This is a genomic window from Pandoraea sp. PE-S2R-1 (assembly GCF_002179865.1).
Lineage (GTDB): Bacteria > Pseudomonadota > Gammaproteobacteria > Burkholderiales > Burkholderiaceae > Pandoraea.
The window spans coordinates 1-18084 of sequence record NZ_NGUR01000015.1 but is presented as its reverse complement, the minus strand read 5'-3'; the positions used below and the strand labels follow the sequence as shown (position 1 = coordinate 18084).

Sequence of the window (18084 nt, the reverse complement as noted above, 5' to 3'; positions counted from 1 at the left end):
TCATGAGTCAACAGCCCCCGCGCGCGATGTCGCGTCTGGCGTCAGGTGTAGCCGCCGCGGTGCTGCTTGCCGCGTGCGCTGCCGCCTCGGCGCAGACGCCGCAGGGCGCGCCGACGATGGAAGAGCGTCTGCGCACGCAACTGCGCAGCACGACCGAGCAGCTCCAGCAGGCGAAGAACGAACTCGCCGCGCTCAAGGCCGGTGGTGCCACGGCCGGTGCCGCCGGCAAAGAGTCGCCCGAAGCGCTGAAGAAGGCGCTTGATGAGGCGCAGCAGCAACTGGCCGCTGAGCGTCAGGCGCGCGAGCGCCTCGCGCAGGACGCCCGCGCGTCGCAATCGGAAGTGAAGTCGGTGGCCGATAAGGCCAACACGCAGATTGCCCAGTATCGCAACGCCTACGACGAGCTGCTCAAGCTCGCCCGTCAGGCCGATGCGCAGCGCAAGCATCTCGCCGACGAGTCGGCTGCACAACGTGTCGCGCTCACGATGTGCAAGGAGAAGAACGATCGTCTGTATGCCGTCGGACAGGAAATTCTGACGGCCTACGAGACGATGGATGTGGCGACCGTGGTTGCGGCGCGCCAGCCGTTCGCCGGGCAGGCCCGGGTGAAGTACGAGCGTATCGCGCAGGAGTACGGCGACAAGCTCTACGAGGGCAAGTTCGACGAGCAGCAGGCCGCTGCCGCCATTGCCGCCAAGCCCGCCGAGACCGCAGCAGCCACGGCGTCGGCACCGGCTGCATCGCAGTAATACCGCGCGTGACGAGGGGTGTGCATGGCACCCCTCGTCCTGAATTCGCATAACGATAGTTAGAGGACCACTGGCATGAACGAAGAGAACACGATGCAACACGACAATCACGACGCCGAGCGAGCCGGTGCGCCGACGTCTTCGGGCGCGTCGCCGCTCGCAGGCATCATCACTTTTGTCACGTCCACTCAGGTCGCCGAAGCCATTCGCGCTGCCGGTTGCGCGGTGACCGTGCAGCAAGACGATCTGGTCACGCGCCTGCATAGCGCGAGCCACGGCATCGGCTACCAGGTGCATTGGGGCAATCAGGCCGGCGCCGACGAGTATCTCGATTTCACGCTGAGCTGCCCGCTGCGCGTGCAGGGTGGCGATCTGCCCGAAGGTCTCATCAACGAGTGGCATCGCTCGCGCCGTTTCGCCCGCGTGGCGGCCCACGGCGAGTTCCTCGTGCTGGAAATGGACGTCATCGTGGCAGGCGGCGTTTCCCCGGATTTCCTGAATTTCTCGATGCGTCTCTGGGTCGAGATGATGGGACAGTTCTTCCTGCACCTTCGCAACTTCACGCAGCAGTCGACCGGCCAGATCGCCGGTGATGAAGCGTCGGGCGAAGGCATCTCTGCTGCGCCGGGCGACGTGCTCGCGAGCGGCGATGGACAGGCACCGATGACGCTTAACTAAAGCGTCGCCGCGCGACGCATCTTTTGTGTGTTTCTCGCCTGAGCCTCGGGAACCTCCCGCGCGCGGCTGTATCACGTCCAGTTAGACGACTGGTTGGCCCGTAACCTGCCCGTACCCCGTGGCCGTGTTACGGGCTTTTTTGTTGCCTGTGCTGCCGGTGCTACCGGATATGCCGGTCGTCACTTCGTCAGGAGGCCTGATTTTTCAGCGATATCGGGACACGTTGAGAAACATTTCATGACGATAAGAGGCACTGTCAAAGTACGGTCACAATCGGACACCAGAATCCTCAGGAATTCTTACAAATTATTCGTGGATCCACGGGGAAACGGTGATCGCCTGAGGGCATCGCCGCGTGCTTTGCTTGCCGCAGAGGTCCCGCCACTTCCGATATTTCCGACCGCCTGCCATGCAAAGGCAAACCGCCCGACATGATTGCTATTGCTCGCTCTCCACGTTTGCGCTTCGCGGCTGCGAGCGTTCTGGCGGGCTGGCTGCTGGGCGGCATGTTCAGCATGGCACTCGAATGTGCCGTTGCAGCGCCGCTTCAGGCGCAGTCGTTTGATCTCCCGGAGCTGCCTTTGAAGGACGCGCTCGCCCGCTTCGATGCGCTGACCCGCATGTCTGTCTTCTACCCGTCTGCACTGGTGGAAGGGCGTCGCTCGCACGCCGTCTCGGGGATCTACTCACCGGGCGAAGCGCTCAACGAATTGCTCGAAGGCACCGGCGTGATGGCCGAAGCCACGGCGCAGAACGCGTTTGTTCTCGCGCCGCTGGGGCGTGCCGATGCCGATGGACAAGGCGAGATGGACCGTAGTGCCGCCCGGGCCGCCACCGACTATCACGCACGCTTGCAGGGCAAGGTGTTGCAGGCGTTGTGCGCGGCGCCGTCGCTCTCGCCGGGCGAGTATCGATTGGCCATGACGGTTCAGGTTGGCCCGAACGCGCGGGTGGCGCAGGTGCGTCTGCTCGATACGACCGGTGACGGCCGTCGCGACGCCGCCATCTTGCGTCGTTTGCAGGGCCTCGATGTCGGGAGCTCGCCTGCCGACACGTCAAGGCCGTTCGTTCTGCTTCTGGTGAGCGCCGACTGTCAGGCGACCCAGCCCACGTGTGTGCATTCGCCGTGTCAGGCGGCAACGGAGCGATAGATGGCCGATACGCCCCGATCTTTCCTGCGCGATTTGCTGACGCAGCGGTATGAGGACCTAAAACGTAAGCTGACGTGGCGTCTCGGGTCGGCAGAGCTCGCGAGCGATGCGCTGCACGATACGTGGGTGCATCTCGATGACCGGGCCGACCGTCAGAACGACGTGAAGAGTCCCGGCGCGTACCTGATGCGCATCGCCATGAACATGGCGTTCGACCGCGTGCAGCGCGAACGCCGGTACATGAGCGACGACGAGATCGATGCTCTCATGACCGAGTTCGTGGACCCTGCGCCGGGCCCCGCGCAGACGGTCGAAGCGCGCGACGAGATTGCGCTGCTCGAACGGCTGCTCGCCACCCTGCCGCCGCGCCGCCGGGCGATCTTCATCGCCGTGCGGGTGCACGAGATGTCCAACGAGGACGTGGCGCGCCGCTTCGGTGTGTCGCCGCGTCTGGTCGGCCTTGAACTCAAACGCGCCCACGAGTACTGCGTGGCCCACATGCCGAGGTCGGAATGAACGAAGGATTGCCGATGGCGTGCGGGAAAACCGTCTCATGGAGTGAGACCTTCTGTCTCGTGCGAGAGGTGACGCCATGAGTTCTCGACCCGAAGCCAAGTTGCCGCCGAAGCGGCGTCTCGACGCGCTCGAGCGTCAGGCCATGACTTGGGTGCGGCGCATGGCGGCCGGTGAGATGACGCATGCCGATGGCGATGCGCTGCGCGAATGGGCGCGGCGGGACCCGAGCCATGCGCAGGCACTTGCGGACGCGCGCCGTCAGTGGCAACACCTCACGCAAGCAGCCCAGCAGACGGCTTCTGCACCTTGCACGGCACCGGCAAAGCCGGCGGCACCGGAACGAAAAGCCACACGGGGCTTCGATCCCCGTCGACGCTGGTGGCTGGCCGGAACGGCTGGCGCGTTCGCGACCGTCGCGGGCGTGGCGGTGATCGGTGGGCCGCTCGGACTGTTGCCGGGCACGACGGCCCTGCGCGCGGATTACCGCACCGGTACCGGTGAGCAGCGCACCATCGCGCTGGCCGGCAACGTGTCCGTCGAAATGAATACGCGTACCAGCATGGCGTTGAGCACGGGCAAAACGCCCGGCGTCGATCTGCTGGGCGGTGAAGCGGCGGTCGATACCACGCGCGCGGCGGCACCCTTCGAAATCGTCGCGGGGGCTGGACGTACGATTGTCCGCCATGCCCGTGTGGAAGTGCGCAACGTGGCGCAGAAGGTGTGCGTGACGTGTATCGAGGGCGTGGCCGACGTCGTGCATACGGCGGGGCGCGTGCAATTGCGCGCGCGTCAGCAACTGGTCTACGACGAGCGCGCTTTGCAGTCGCTCGTGAACGTTGGCGACAACGACATGCCGGCGTGGCGCGATGGGTATCTGCGCTTCGCCGAAGTCCCGCTCGGTGAGGTGATCGACGAGATCAATCGCTATCGGCCGGGCAAGGTCGTGCTGGTGAACGACAAGGTGGCTGCACGGCCGGTGACGGGGCGCTTTGCCATTCGCTCGCTCGACGTGGCGCTGGGTCAGATCGAGCGTTCGCTGCAACTCTCCGCACACACCTTGCCGGGCGGCATCGTCCTGCTCGGTTGAACGTGCACGTTGTGCTTCGTGGTGCTTCGTGACGATCGGATCGTGTCACGAAAGATTCAAATAAATCCTTGCCGATTGGCTCGCGCCGAACGGTCTTAATCCCGAGAGCGTCAAGCGTTCGCATCGCTTGAACGAAAACCTGCAAGGGCCGTCGCTGGCGTTGTCGCGAGACAACGTCCCACGGCCGCACGAGACGCCAGACGGGATTGAGATGACCATGCACAAGCGCGTAGTTTCCCTATCAACACGCACGCGGGCCAGCGCACGTCTGCCGCGCATTCGGCCGCTGGCACAGGCAGTCGCCGTATTCGCCGCCACCAGCGCCATGATCGGCACGGCGCAAGCGCAACAAGCCTTCAGCAACGGGTGGTTTGCCGCACGCGGTGCGGCGCAATCCGCCGCTGCACAGACGGGCCGCTTGCCGAACGGCATGCCGGTATCGTCGCTGCAAAATCCGGGCGAGCAGCAGCAACGCGCCAATCAGGCGCTGCAAAATTCGATCGCCAATCTTGCCACTGCCGCACAAGGCATCGCGGCGATGCAGGCCGCGCAGACTGCCGCGCGTCAGGCGGCCGCCGCGACACCGGAGACGATTCCCGACGGTCTGGCCGACGGTGGCCTGAAGGTCGACACCAATAGCCTCACGGCGGGCTGGATCAACGCGAAGAAAGACATCGCGAAGAGCCGCGACGCCGCGGGCAACACCAAGGTGGCCATCGAGCAAACGGGCGAGAAGGCGATTCTGAACTGGGAGACGTTCAACGTTGGCCGCCGCACGACGGTCGAGTTCGTGCAGCAGCCGGGCTGGGCCGTGCTCAACCGCGTGAACGATCCGCTGGCGCGTCCGAGTCAGATTCAGGGGCAGATCAAGGCTGACGGCACGGTCATGATCGTCAACCGCAACGGCATTCAGTTCACGGGCACGGCGCAGGTCGATACGCGCAATCTCGTGGCGGCAGCCGTTGGCATGACGAACGATCAGTTCAATCGCGGGATCTACGGCGCGGCCGTATCCGGCGCGACGGTGCCGACCTTCGCCAACGACCTTCAGGTAAGTGGATCGAGCGTGTCGCACACGGGCGCGACTGCCAACGTGACGGTGGACGCGGGTGCCCGCATCAATACGCGGCGTCCGCAGTCGGTTACCGAGGGCGGCGGCTACGTGTTGCTGCTCGGGCGCGAAGCGCACAATCGCGGCACCATCGTCACGCCCTCGGGGCAGACGGTCTTGGCCGGTGGCGACTCGTTCGTGATCCGGCGCGGTGTTGGCACCGACGGCAATCTGAATTCCAGCACGCGCGGCAATGAGGTCGAACCGAAGCTGTTGCCGGGTTCGACCGCGGGCCGCGTCAGCAACAGTGGGCTGATTCTGGCCGAGCTTGGCGACATCACGCTCGCGGCCCGGCAGGTCGAACAAAGTGGCGTGCTGGTTTCGAGCACCTCGGTCAATACGCGCGGCACGATCCACCTGAGCGCCAACGGCGATGCGAATGCGCTGGTGCGCGTTGCCCCCGGCGCCATCAACGCGATCGTGCTCGACACGTCGAGCGATGCGGCACTCGATGCGCAGCGCACCACGCTGCTGGCGCAGGCCGACAAGGTCGCAGAGTTGGGGCTTTTCAATCGCCGCGATCAGTCGCTCGTGCAGATCGTGTCGTCCGGCGACGTGTTGTTCGACAGCGACTCGCTCACGCTGGCCACGGGCGGCCAGATCAACGTGCTCGCCACGCGCCGCGCGATGGCGATGGAGCGCGCAAAGCTCGATGTCTCCGGCGCCGTGGGCGTGAAGATGTCGATGTCGGCAAACAATCTCGAAGTCAACGTGCAGGGCAACGAGCAACGTGATGCGCCGAGCAATCGCGACACGCACATGCTCAACAACCTGACCGTCTACATCGATCGACGCTATCTGGTGCGCGTGCCTGCCGGAACGCAGGGGTACACCACCGACCGCTGGTACACGCAGGGCGGCCTGCTGGAGGTGAGCGGGTATCTGAACACGGCCTCGCACGGCATTGGCGAGTGGGCGGCACAGGGCGGCACGGTGCAACTGGGCGGTGCAGAAGTGGTCACGCGCGCCGGTTCGCTCATCAATCTGGCAGGCGGCACGCTCGACGTGCAGACCGGCATGATCCGGCAAAGCTGGCTGCGTGGCGCCGACGGGCAGTTGTATCGCGTTGACAATGCACCGGGCGATCTTCGTTATCTCGGCGTGTATCGCGGCTTCGAGCTCGAACACGCCCGCTGGGGGAAGGGCACCACCGAGAGCTATGCCACGCTGTTCATCGCGCCGGGGCAGCGTCTGGAGAACGGTTACACGGTCGGGCGCGACGCCGGGCGGTTGATTGTTTCAGGTCCGTCGGTCGTGCTTGAAGGCGATGTCGATACGACGGTCTTTCAGGGCCCGCGCCAGACACAGGCGGCAGACCGAGGGCTTTACGACGGGTATCTGCAATCGCAGCTTGCTGCGCCGCGTGCCGGTCAACTGGTTGTCGGCAAGCTCACGCCGTACTACGACGACGTTTCGCTCTCGCTGCGCGACAGCCCGTCGGCTATCGCACGCACCATCGATGTCGGCGACGTTCAGGCGCTCGCGGCAACGATTGCGCAGGGAAGCCCGCTGGATGCGCAGCGCGCAGGAAAGATCACGATCGACGCCGACTGGCTCAATCGCCAGCAATTCGGCGGCGTGAAGCTGTTGGCAACGGACGAGGTCACGCTCTCGCGCGACATTCGCGTGGCGGACGGCGGCGATGTGGGTCTGCATGCTACGCGTGTGAACATCGGCGCAAACATCACGGCGCGTGGCGGCTCGATTGCGGCGGGCAACGTCCTGATGCGCATGCTGGCGACGTCTGGCAACGGTACATGGGGTGACTCGCCCCTGACGGACCCGGCGCTCGTGACGGGCGGCCAGTCCGTCAAGGTGGCGAATGGTGTAACGCTCGACGTGCGCGGGCTGTGGGGCCGGGCGGACGACGGCGAGGCAGGCATCCACGGTATGCCGTATCTCAACGGCGGCAGCGTCGTGTTTTCGACGACCGGCGACGTGCGGGTGCAGCAGGGCAGCACCATCGATGTGTCGTCGGGCGCTGCCCTGCTGTCGGGTGGCACGGTGCGCGGCGGCAAGGGCGGCAACGTCTCGCTGCTCGCCAGTCAGTACGACGCGGCCGGCAAAAACAACGGCGAACTGCATCTTGACGGTGCACTGCGTGGCTACGGCGTGAGCGGTGGCGGTACGCTGACCTTGAACACGGGCAACAGCGTTGTGATCGGTGGCCCGGCTTCGGTGGTCGCCTTGCGCGATACGTGGCTGGACACGTCGCTCTTCTCGACCGGCTTCTCGCGTTACGACGTGACCGGCCAGCGCAATGTGACGGTGGCCGACAACACGCGCCTCGATGTCGTCATGCCGGTGCTGAACATCGATAAACAAGCGGCAGGTGGCGCTTTCAGTGGCAGCGACCCGTCCGGCGTACTGTCGGTCTTGCTGGCACCCGTCTGGCAAAGCGACGCCGCGAAGGGCACCCTCACGCAACGTGGCGGGGCCGACATCGCGCTGTCCGCCGGTGCGATGCGCAAGCGCGGGCAGTTGAGCGTCGGCGAAGGCGCGCGGATTGAAGTCGACCCGGGCCGCAGCATTACGCTGACGGGTAACGGGCAGATGACGGTGCTTGGCGCCCTCCGGGCAGTCTCGGGCACGGTCAGCCTGTTGCCCGGCTTGTTCAGCGCGACCGACGGGTATGACGGCCCCGAGGGGATGTTCACCCCGACATCGATCTGGCTGGGCGGGAATTCCGTGATCGATGTCGCCTCGCGGGCAGTCGTGGCGCAGGGGGCGTCGGGTGCGATTTCCGGCAAAGTCGCCGCAGGCGGCACCATCCAGATCGGCGCGAAGTATGTGGCGGGAGCCACGCAAGTCGATGCGTCCGACGCGTTCGTGATCGTGCGCCCGGGGGCGCAGCTCGATGCGTCGGGCTCGGCGGCAGACATCGATGTGCCGGGGCAGGGCCGCACGCATGTGGTCAGTAATGGCGGGGTTATCTCGCTGGCATCGGGCCGCGGCCTCTATCTCGACGGCGACATGAAGGCGGCAGCCGGTGGTGCAGGTGCCGCGGGTGGCACGCTGAACGTCGTGCTGGAGACGCTCACCTATGGCATGGTCGATCGCGTCACGTTGCGCGGCCCCATGGTGGATGATTCCGTCCGTGTCGCGCACGAGTTGACCGTGGCGCAAACGCAGGGCAACAGCCGGCTCTCGGACACGTTGGCCCCGGGTTCACTCGGCGGCGGGCTGACGATGGGTAGCGCGCGCATCGGTGTGGACCGTGTGACGGCAGGCGGGTTCGACAACCTGGCGTTGTTCGCGAACGGGATGATGAGTTTCGACGGCAACGTCAATCTGGCGCTTGGTCAGAGCCTTCGCCTGACGGCGAGTTCGTTTGGTCTGGCGACGACCGCCGCACCGGACACACAGGTTCGACTCGCCGCGCCCTATGTGCAACTCGCCGGCCCGACGCGCCAACAAATCGACAACTACATCATTCCCAATCCGGTGAGCGGGTCGAAGAACTCGGGGCAGGGGTCTGGAACACTTGGCGCGCCGTTGTTGGCCGAGAAGACAAAGTTCGAAATCGACGGCGCGCTCATCGACGTAGCGGGCCGGATGCAGTTCGGCACGGCAGGGACCATCGAGACCAACGCAGGGACGCCTGTCAGTGTCTTGCGCAATGCCTTCGGTAACGTCGCGTTGCGCAGTACCGGCGACCTTCGTCTGCTCGACAAGACCGAAGTCTATTCGCCCGGCGACATGACGTTGGCCGCAGTGCAGATCTATCCGGGCCAGAATGCCACCGCAAAGATTGTCGTGGGGCAGCGCAGCTATCCGAGCGATTGCTGCGTGCGTACGACGAGGCTTGACCCGGATCGTGTGCTGACCGTCGAGCGCGTTGGCGACAGTCTGGTGCCGCAACCGTACTCGCTGTTCGGCCGTATGACCCTTCTGGCAGGGCAGATTCGTCAGGGCGGCGTGTTGCGCGCCCCGATGGGGGGCATCGTCTTCGGTTCATCGCTCGACACGGAAGCCAACGGCGTTCTTCACTTGTTGCCGGGCAGCGTCACGTCCGTGAGTGCCAACGGACTGGTGATGCCCTATGGCGGCACGCTCGACGGATTGAGTTATCTCAATGCTGCCGCAGACGCGGTGTACGGGCTGGCGGGCGGTGGGCCGTCGGTGATCGTGTATAGCCATTCGGTCGCTGCGGACCCGGGCGCTGTCATCGACTTGTCGGGCGGCGGTGAAATTCGCGGCGCGGCGTTCCTGACCGGGCGTGGCGGCTCTACCGATGCGCGTCTCGCGCCGCTCATGCAAGTGGTGCAGACCGGCACGAAGGGAAGTTTCCGTCTGCCGTCGCTCTCGTCCAATCCGGTGTACGCGATCGTGCCCGGCGCGCAACCGGCTTATGCCCCTGTCGTGGGCGAGACCGGGGCCGGTGCTCCGCTCGCCGGCCAGCAGATCACCATCGGCGCTGGCGTGCCGGGACTGCCGGCGGGCACTTACACGCTGCTGCCGTCGACGTTCGCGCTGCTGCCCGGCGCGTATCGCGTGGAGTTGCAGACGCAGGCCGTCTCTCAGGCGGGGTTGGCGCCGGTCGCCATGCGTAATGGGTCGCTGACGCTCCCGGCGCAATTGAGTGTGAACAATACCGCCATTCGCAATGCCACCCCGACGCAGGTCGTGCTCACGTCGGCGGATGTCCTGCGGACCTACTCGCAGTACAACGAAATGAGCTATGCGGACTTCGCGCGTGCCACGAGTGATCGCGTGGGTGCGCCGCGTTCGCTGCTCGAGGCAGACGCCAAGCGCCTTGATCTCATGTTCTTGCCGGACATTTATTGGGGCAAGGTTGGCGACACGCCCGCGTTGCGCTTCGAGGGTACGGTCAATGTCGCACCGGCCAAGGGCGGCTACGGCGCGAGCCTGCTGGTGAATGCCGACAACATCGAGATTATTGGGGCAGGCGCGACGCCCCGGCAGGGCGACAAATCGTTGATCTCACTCAAGGCCGACGATCTGAACGCCATCGGCGCAGCACGCGTCGGGATCGGTGCGTTGCCGGTTGTGTCTCAGGACAACTCGGGGTCGATTCTCAATGCCACCACGGCGGGGTTCTCCGGCCGCGCGAATAACGTGGTGCTGCGCGGCGGCGCGGTGCTTCGCGGCAGCGAAGTCTTCATCGTGACGAGCTCGCCGACCAGGGGCATCACCATCGAGCAGGGCAGTGGCATCAATACACTCGGCTACGGCGTGTCGATGTGGGATTCGACGTTGGGGTATACCTACGCGCCGGGCGCGGCGGGGGTGCTCGCGGTCTCCAATGGACGGCTCTCCATGCTCGCACCGGTGGCGTCCACGATTGGCGATTCGTTCGGGGCGGGTTATATCGACCTCGGCGTTTGCGCGGCGGGTGCGGCATGTTCGGGCGAATCGCTGCTGCTCTCCGAAGGGTCAATTGCGGTGGCGACCGACAAGCGGTTCACGATCTCCGATGCCGTGCGCTACGGCACGCGTCAGTTGTCGCTCGCCGTCGGCCGGGTCAATGTCGGCGATCAGGCGTCGCTCGACGCCCTCGCGGCGGACGGACGTCTGGCCGCCGGTCTTACGCTCAACCAAGCGGTGCTCTCGCGGCTGATGCGTGGCGACAGGACTTACGGCGCGCCTGCGCTGGAAAGCCTCTCGCTCATCGCGCGCGAATCGATCAACTTCTACGATTCCGTCGAACTCTCGACCATCGACGCAGCGACGGGTAAATCGACCATCGATACGCTCGTGTTGGGTACGCCCGCCATCTTCGGATACGGGACGAGCGATGCGATCGCCCGCATTCGGACCGACCGGCTTGTGTGGACCGGATCGAAATCGCCGGCGGGTGCCATTGTCGCGGGCGGGGCGGGCACCGGCAGCGGGCGGTTGTCCATCGATGCGCGCGAGATCGAGTTCGGCTTCGGGCCGGCCACGCAGTACGACGTCAATCACGACATGAACCGGATGGCCGTCGGCTTCTCGACGGTGGCGCTAAACGCCAGCGAGCGCGTGAGCGCCAACCAGAAGGGCACCCTGTCTGTCTATCGTTCGCAGAATGGGTGGAACGATCAGAAGCAGAACTTTGACTACAGCGGGGGCGACATCGTTATCGATACGCCGCTGCTCACCGGCGCGGCGGGATCGGTGAACCGGTTCATCGCCGGTGGCAATGTGTCGGTATCCAACGCCAGTGCGCGCGCGAAACCCGTGGTCGACAACGGCGCACTGGTCGCAGCGCTGGGCGCGGAGGTCGGACTGACGGCGGGCGGTGCTGCCACCATCGACACGAATGTCGTGCTGCCGAGCGGCCGACTGACGGTGGCCGCTCAGGGCGATGTGACGCTGGGTGACGGTGCGCAGCTCGACCTCGCCGGACGCAAGCTCGATTTCTTCGACACCAGCAAATACAGCTGGGGTGGCGATGTGGTGGTGTCGAGCGCGAACGGTAACGTGCGCCAGACGGCGGGTTCACGCATCGATTTGTCGGCGGTGGAGAACCGGGCCGGCAAGCTCAGCGTTTCTGCGTTGTCACCGGCGGGCGGTTTCGTGTCGCTGGCGGGCAAGCTGCTCGGCAGTGCCAGCGGGCGCTACGACGCGGGTGGTACGTTCGTGCCGTTCTCGGCGGGCGGTGTGGATATTCGGGCACAGCGCATCGACGACTTCGCGGCGCTGAACGCGCGTTTGACCGAAGGCGGTGTCTTCGGCAGCCGCAGTTTCCAGATCAAGCAAGGCGATCTCGTCGTCGGCGACGAGCTCAAGGCGCGTGAGATCACGCTGTCGATCGACGGCGGGCGGCTCGATGTACTCGGACGTGTCGACGCGAGCGGCGCACAGGTGGGCACGATTCGTCTGTCGGCGCGCGATGGTGTGACGGTTGGCGGCAACGCCGTGCTCGACGCGCACAGCACGACACTGCGTCTGGACAGCTATGGTCAGCCCATCGAGGCGTCCAACCGTGCGGTCATCGAGATCAACGGTGCGCAGGGGCGCGTGGTGCTGGCCGATGGCGCACGGCTCGATGTGCGCGCCGGCACGAACGACAAGCATGGCGCGCCGCTCTCGGCAGGCACGGTCGAGATCAGCGCCAAGCGGCTCGGCGGCGCGAACGAGGCGCTGGGCAACGACATTGCCATCGACGCGGGCGGCAACGTCGTGATCGACGGTGCGCGCTCGATTACCGTCAATGGGATGTTCCGCGACACGAAAGCACCGGCAGGCACGGACGTGACGGTCGACGGCCGTCCGTATCAGGTCGTCAATCAGGCGTATCTGGATGCGCTGCATGCGCAGAACGAGACGTTCATGTCGAACGCGCTGGCCAATGGCGCGTTGCTGGCGCGTCTGGCCGGATTGCGCCGCTACACCGACGCTTTCCATTTGCGCCCGGGTGTCGAAATCGTCAGTGCGACGCCCAATGGCGATATTCACCTCGACGGCGACATCGACCTGTCGCGCTATCGCTACGCGAGCCTGAATCCGAACACGCAGAAGACCGGTGTGTATGGCAGCGGCGAAGCCGGTGCGCTGACGATCCGCGCTGGCGGCAATCTGAATGTATTCGGCAGCTTGAGCGACGGGTTCGACACCAGCAAGCTCACGCCTAACGTCGACAGTCAGGGGTGGGTGCTGACCAGCGGAAAGGCCGGTTGGGGCGGTGATGCCGTGGTGCCGGTGGGCGGACTGGTAACGCTCGCCGCTGGCACCGCCTTCCCGGCGGAACGCAAGCTCAATTACGACGTGCAAGTGGCGGCGGCGAAGCTGCCCGCTGGCACGCGTCTGCCGGCGCTCGCCACGCTTGCCGCCGATCTCACGCTGCCTGCCGGCACCGTGCTCGGGGCCGCCGTGCGCGATGCGGCGGGCAACGTGGTGTATCCGGCCGGTACGGCCCTGACGTCGGCGCTTACCTTGCGCTCCGGTATGCAACTCGATGCCGGGTTGGTGCTGCCCACCGAGGCGTCGGTAGGGGCCATGCGCTGGCCTGCGGGCGCCGTGATGCCGGTGAGCCTGAAGCTTGCTGTCGATATGCAGTTGCGCAAGGGCGCGATCATTCCCTCCGAGACCGATGTCAAGCTGCCGGGGGGCGTGCTGTTCGTCAACGTTCGTCCGGCAGATGCCGACGGCAATCAGGGGCTGATCCACGCGCTTTCACCGATGCTTCAGGCGGGCTCGGCGTCGTGGTCGTTGCGGCTCGTCGCGGGCGCCGACACGTCGGCGGCCGATCCGCGTGCGTTGCAGCCGCTGGGCGCCGACGGTCATCTGATTCTCTCGGATACCCATTACGGCATGGGCCAACTCGATGTGCTCCGGCCGGGAACCGGCACCCTCGGGGTCTGGCGTTGGGGGCCGGATGCCTGGCAAATGGGCGGTGTCGAGGGCGAGATCGTCACGGATGACGACTGGGCGAACTGGGGCGTCTCGACGCCCGCAGACATCGAGATGTGGAACGGGTACTACGACGCGTTTCATGTCGTGACGCCGGGGGTCCCCGCCGAGTACGACAAGAAGACGCAGCCCGCGCGTGAGCCGGTCTTCAGCGTGGTGCGCACCGGCACGGGCGATCTCGACATGCTCGCGGCGGGTAACTTCACGATGAACTCGCCGTTCGGGGTCTACACGGCGGGTACGCAGGCGCGCGATGTGACGAGCGCCTATAACCTCGCCCGCGCCAAGGTCAATAACACTTCCGTGCTTGGCGCAGACGGCACATCCTTCGAGAAGTACGTCAGCGGTACACAGAGTCTCTACAGCGCGTGGTATCCGGAGCACGGCGGCAATCTGTTCGTGCGCGCTCAGGGCGATATTCGTGGCGATACCGTTGGCCAGCGCGACGGGTATTCGCGCGCCACAAGCTTCGGCGTGCCGCGAGCGGTGCCGGATTCCGGCAACGTCGGCAATTGGTTGTGGCGACAGGGATCGGGTTCCGCGATCGCACAAGGTGGCGTGCCCGCTGCCTGGTGGATCAATTTCGGGACTTACGCCGTCGGCAAGCAATCCGGCTACTCGGTGTATGAAACGGCGCCGTTCCTGATCGGCTTCACCGGACTTGGCACGCTCGGCGGCGGCAATGTCGTGCTCGAAGCCGGTGGCAATGCCGGCATGCTGGAGTCGCGCATCGGGCCGGGAAGTGCCGACGGTACGCGTGCGACGGCGCGTAGCGAAGGCCTGAACGTGTCGGTCGGCAGCACCGGGCGCGTGTCGGCAGACGGCTCTGAGATCCAGTTGACGGGGGGCGGCGATCTCGACGTGCGTATCGGCGGCGGGCTGAACCCGGTGCGCGAAGCGCGCGCTGTGGTATCGATCGGCGCCGCTGTGAACGATGCATCGGACTGGCGCAACGGGAATCTGGCGTTGAACGGCACGTTCACAAATCTGCGCGGGGCGACGCGCATCGAAGCGGGAGCGCTTGGCGGTGTCGATACCCGCTTCGGGGCACCCGACTTGCGCGAAGCCCGGGCGCGCGATGTATTTACGGCGCAAACGGCGCTCGCAACCGGTGGCCCGACGCTGGTGCTCGGCGACTCGGCGGCGCGCATCGACACGCGCGGCGATCTGGTGATCGGTGGCTATGGTGACGCGACACGCTTGCAGCAGCGAACCAATGGCACGCCGTTCTCGGCGGGCGGTGTCGACTACAGCGGCGAAGGTTTCAGTTGGTTCACGCTGTGGACGCCCTCGACTGCCATCGACTTGTTCAGTGTGGGGGGGAATCTCTCGCCGCTCACCGCGATGGCCGACAATCGCAAAGGGTCGAACTATGCCCCAACCGACGGTCGCTTCGTGCTGCCGGCAACGCTTCGTGCCGTGGCCGCGAGCGGCAATATTTACAACGGCTTTTCGGCGACAGCGATTACCGACAGGGCCTCGGCCGTCACCATCGGCGATACCCCTGCGTTGCTGGCGCCCGAGCCCGTCAGTTCATTGTTCAAGGTCGCTACCGATGGCGGGGCGCTCGAGATGATTGCGGGGCGTTCGGTGTATGGGTCGGGTTACCCGATCAGCCGCTCGGCGGCAGATCCGACGGCCCTGCCTACGCCGCAGCATCCGGCGTTTGCCGGCGGTGTGCAAACGGCATGGTTTGGCCGTGTCTTTCTCACCAATGTCAGACAGGACGCGCTGGCACCGGAGCTCATCCCCACCCCCGGATGGGACTCGGCAACGATATTCCCGATGTTCAGCCTGACCCCGGCGACTGTGTCCGGTTACGACTTCACCGGTATTTCCCCGGCACGCTTCTACGCACTCACGGGCGATATCGTGGGCCTGCACACCGGCGGGATCGACTATCGCGGCAGCATTCAGCCCAAACAGGGTACCCAGCCGACTTGGTACGAGGGCAACGGCGCAGTGGCCATCCGGGCCGGACGGGACATTGTCAGCTCGGGAACGCCGCTGGGCACCTATCTGGACACCGACAGCCTGTTCGCCGGCTGGACCACGACGCCGGACTTCCGGGACCCGGTGAACAACCCGGGGCGGCCGATGACGGTGGCGAGCACGACGATGCGCGGCAATCTGATCGTGCAGAACTCGGCAGACGATGTCTCCGTGGTGTCGGCGGGCCGGGATATTCTTTACAGCACGTTCTACGTGGCGGGTCCGGGGGTGCTGGAAATCACCGCGGGACGCAACGTGTTCATGGGCGACAAGGCCGAATTGCGCAGTCTCGGCGCGCTCGCCAACGTCAAGGCGGGCGACCGGAGCAATGGGGCGGCGATTGCGGTGGCCGCCGGTGTGGGGCCGAAGGGGCTCGACGGTATCAACTTCAAGGCGTTCGCCGCCCGGTATCTCGATGCGGCGAATCAGGCAGACGGCTCGCGGCCGTTTGCGGATCAGCCGGGTAAGGCGGTGGTCGTGTATGGCGGAGAACTCACGCTCCCGGGTTGGCTGCGTCAGGAGTTTGGCTACGACGGCACTGCCGCCGGGGCCGATGCGTTCCTCGTCCAGAAACAGGCGGAGCTCGACGCGGCAGGTAAGGCGGCTGGCAGCGGTGGCGGCGTGGCGAAGCGTGATCTGCGCAACGAGTTCGGGCAGCAAAGCCAGCTTTATCTGGTGAACTGGCTTGCTACGCGTTTTGGCGGCCGCAATAGCCTTGGCCGTCAATTCGATGCGGCGTCGATGGATGCGCGTCAGTTCTTCGATGCGCTCCCGGCCGAGCAGCAGCGCGCTTATCTGCGTGACGTGTACTTCGCGGAGTTGCGCGCCTCGGGGCGTGAGTACAACGACGCCAGCGGCCAGCGTGCAGGGAGCTATCTGCGGGGGCGCGAAGCGATTGCCACGCTGTTCCCCGCGAAGGATGCGTCTGGCGCTGCGATCGAGTACGACGGCAGCCTCACGATGTACAGCAGCGCGCTCTATTACCTTGAAAACATCGGGCGAATTTCGACGACGCGCCCGAAGCCCGGCGTGGCGTATCTGACGCAAGAGCAGTGGGCGGCGCGGGGCAGTCCGGCGTACTTCGTGCCTCACTACGAAGTGCAGGACGCCGGCATTCATACCGACTTCGGCGGCGGGGTGAGCATTCTCACGCCGGGCGGGCGCACGCTGGTGGGGGTGGACGGCGGCTTCGTGCCGGGTGAAGGCTCGGGGGTGCTCACGCAGGGACGCGGCAATGTCGATCTTTATGCGCGTGACAGCATCCTGCTCGGTCAGAGCCGTGTGTTCACCACGTTCGGCGGCAATATTCTGGCCTGGTCGGCGCAGGGGGATATCAACGCGGGGCGTGGGTCGAAGTCGACGGTGGTCTACACGCCGCAACGTCGTGTGTATGACGAACTCGGGTTGGTGTCGTTGTCGCCGACCACGCCGAACACCGGTGCCGGCATCGCTACGCTGAACCCGATCCCGGAGATTCCGCCGGGCGACATCGATCTGATCGCACCGCTTGGCACGGTCGACGCGGGTGAGGCGGGGATTCGGGTGTCCGGTAACGTGAATATCGCGGCGCTGCGGGTCATGAACGCCGAGAACATTCAGGTGCAGGGCAAGTCCGTCGGCATTCCGACCATTGCCGCCGTGAACGTGGGGGCGCTGACGAATGCCAGCGCCACGGCAGCGCAGGCGGCGGCTGCGGCGCAGGATGCCGTAGCGCGTGACCGGGCGTCGTCGCGCCAGAATCAGTCGTCGATCTTCTCGGTGCGCATGATCGATGCCGGGACGTCTGGCGACGCGGCGGGCAAGCCGCGTGCCGATAACGGCCGGATGTTCCGCTACGATCCGGCGTCGCCCGTGCAGGTCCTCGGGCAGATGAACCTGAGTGAAGCGCAGTTGCAGGCGCTCACGCCCACGGAGCGCAGGAACCTGATGCGTTGATCGTCGACGCGCAAGGGTGAGGGAAAGGAAAACGCCGCAGGGGCCGTTGCTTGGCACCTGCGGCGTTTCTCATTGATGGTGCCCGGTGGATCAGACGTTGATCGCGCGTCACTCGCTATATATAGCGCGACGGCGAGATTTGGCGCCTTTTCAAAATAGTTTCACAAAGTGCTTGCGCAGTTCGCGGAACGTGACTAATATCTCGTCTCTCGCAACGACAGCGATGCAGCGAAAGCGGCGAAGCAAGAAGGTGCGACGGGCTGGAAAGCCCGGTGGTTAGTGGTTTTGGAGCTTGTGAGTCGCTACGGCGACGAGCGAAAAGAAGCGAAAAAAACTGTTGACGACGACGAGAAGCTGCGACACAATCTCACTTCTCTGCTGCTGATGCAGCGACGCAGAAAACGAAGCGACGGCGCGGTAATGATGCGACGAAGCGAAGTTCGAAGCGATTGATCTTTAAAAATTGAACAACCGATAAGTGTGGGCACTCGATGAAAAGTGCGTCTGCTT

Annotated in this window: 6 protein-coding genes; all 6 read left to right on the top strand. The window is 65.3% G+C overall.

The annotated features are described in order from the left end of the window. The first annotated feature begins 2 nt into the window (after window positions 1-2). The 6 genes from CDV44_RS17475 (at window position 3) to CDV44_RS17450 (ending at window position 17574) form a co-directional block, all read left to right on the top strand. Window positions 3-749 carry a hypothetical protein gene (locus CDV44_RS17475; protein WP_058377543.1) on the top strand — a complete coding sequence of 249 codons (747 nt, stop codon included), beginning with the start codon at window positions 3-5 and terminating at the stop codon, window positions 747-749. Window positions 750-824: 75 nt separating this feature from the next. Next, window positions 825-1427: a YbjN domain-containing protein gene (locus CDV44_RS17470; protein WP_087689168.1), complete on the top strand. Its 603-nt coding sequence runs from the start codon at window positions 825-827 to the stop codon at window positions 1425-1427. Between the two features lie 431 nt (window positions 1428-1858). Beyond that, complete coding sequence (locus tag CDV44_RS17465; protein ID WP_087689167.1) at window positions 1859-2578, top strand: STN domain-containing protein; 720 nt, start codon at window positions 1859-1861, stop codon at window positions 2576-2578. Beyond that, window positions 2579-3094, top strand: a complete 516-nt coding sequence (locus CDV44_RS17460) for an RNA polymerase sigma factor (RefSeq protein WP_087689166.1) — start codon at window positions 2579-2581, stop codon at window positions 3092-3094. It begins immediately after the preceding gene. Window positions 3095-3170: 76 nt separating this feature from the next. Then, window positions 3171-4181 (top strand): FecR domain-containing protein, encoded by a 1011-nt coding sequence (locus CDV44_RS17455; protein ID WP_087689165.1) that lies wholly within the window; start codon window positions 3171-3173, stop codon window positions 4179-4181. 211 nt (window positions 4182-4392) lie between these two features. After that, a complete protein-coding gene (locus CDV44_RS17450; protein ID WP_087689164.1) occupies window positions 4393-17574 on the top strand; it encodes a filamentous haemagglutinin family protein in 13182 nt (4393 codons plus the stop codon). The last annotated feature ends 510 nt before the right edge of the window (window positions 17575-18084 follow it).

Bases quoted from the DNA above. Each gene is read 5' to 3' on its own strand.
- CDV44_RS17465 (WP_087689167.1), top strand. From the start codon at position 1,859: ATGATTGCTATTGCTCGCTCTCCACGTTTGCGCTTCGCGGCTGCGAGC.
- CDV44_RS17450 (WP_087689164.1), top strand. From the start codon at position 4,393: ATGACCATGCACAAGCGCGTAGTTTCCCTATCAACACGCACGCGGGCC.
- CDV44_RS17475 (WP_058377543.1), top strand. From the start codon at position 3: ATGAGTCAACAGCCCCCGCGCGCGATGTCGCGTCTGGCGTCAGGTGTA.
- CDV44_RS17460 (WP_087689166.1), top strand. From the start codon at position 2,579: ATGGCCGATACGCCCCGATCTTTCCTGCGCGATTTGCTGACGCAGCGG.
- CDV44_RS17455 (WP_087689165.1), top strand. From the start codon at position 3,171: ATGAGTTCTCGACCCGAAGCCAAGTTGCCGCCGAAGCGGCGTCTCGAC.
- CDV44_RS17470 (WP_087689168.1), top strand. From the start codon at position 825: ATGAACGAAGAGAACACGATGCAACACGACAATCACGACGCCGAGCGA.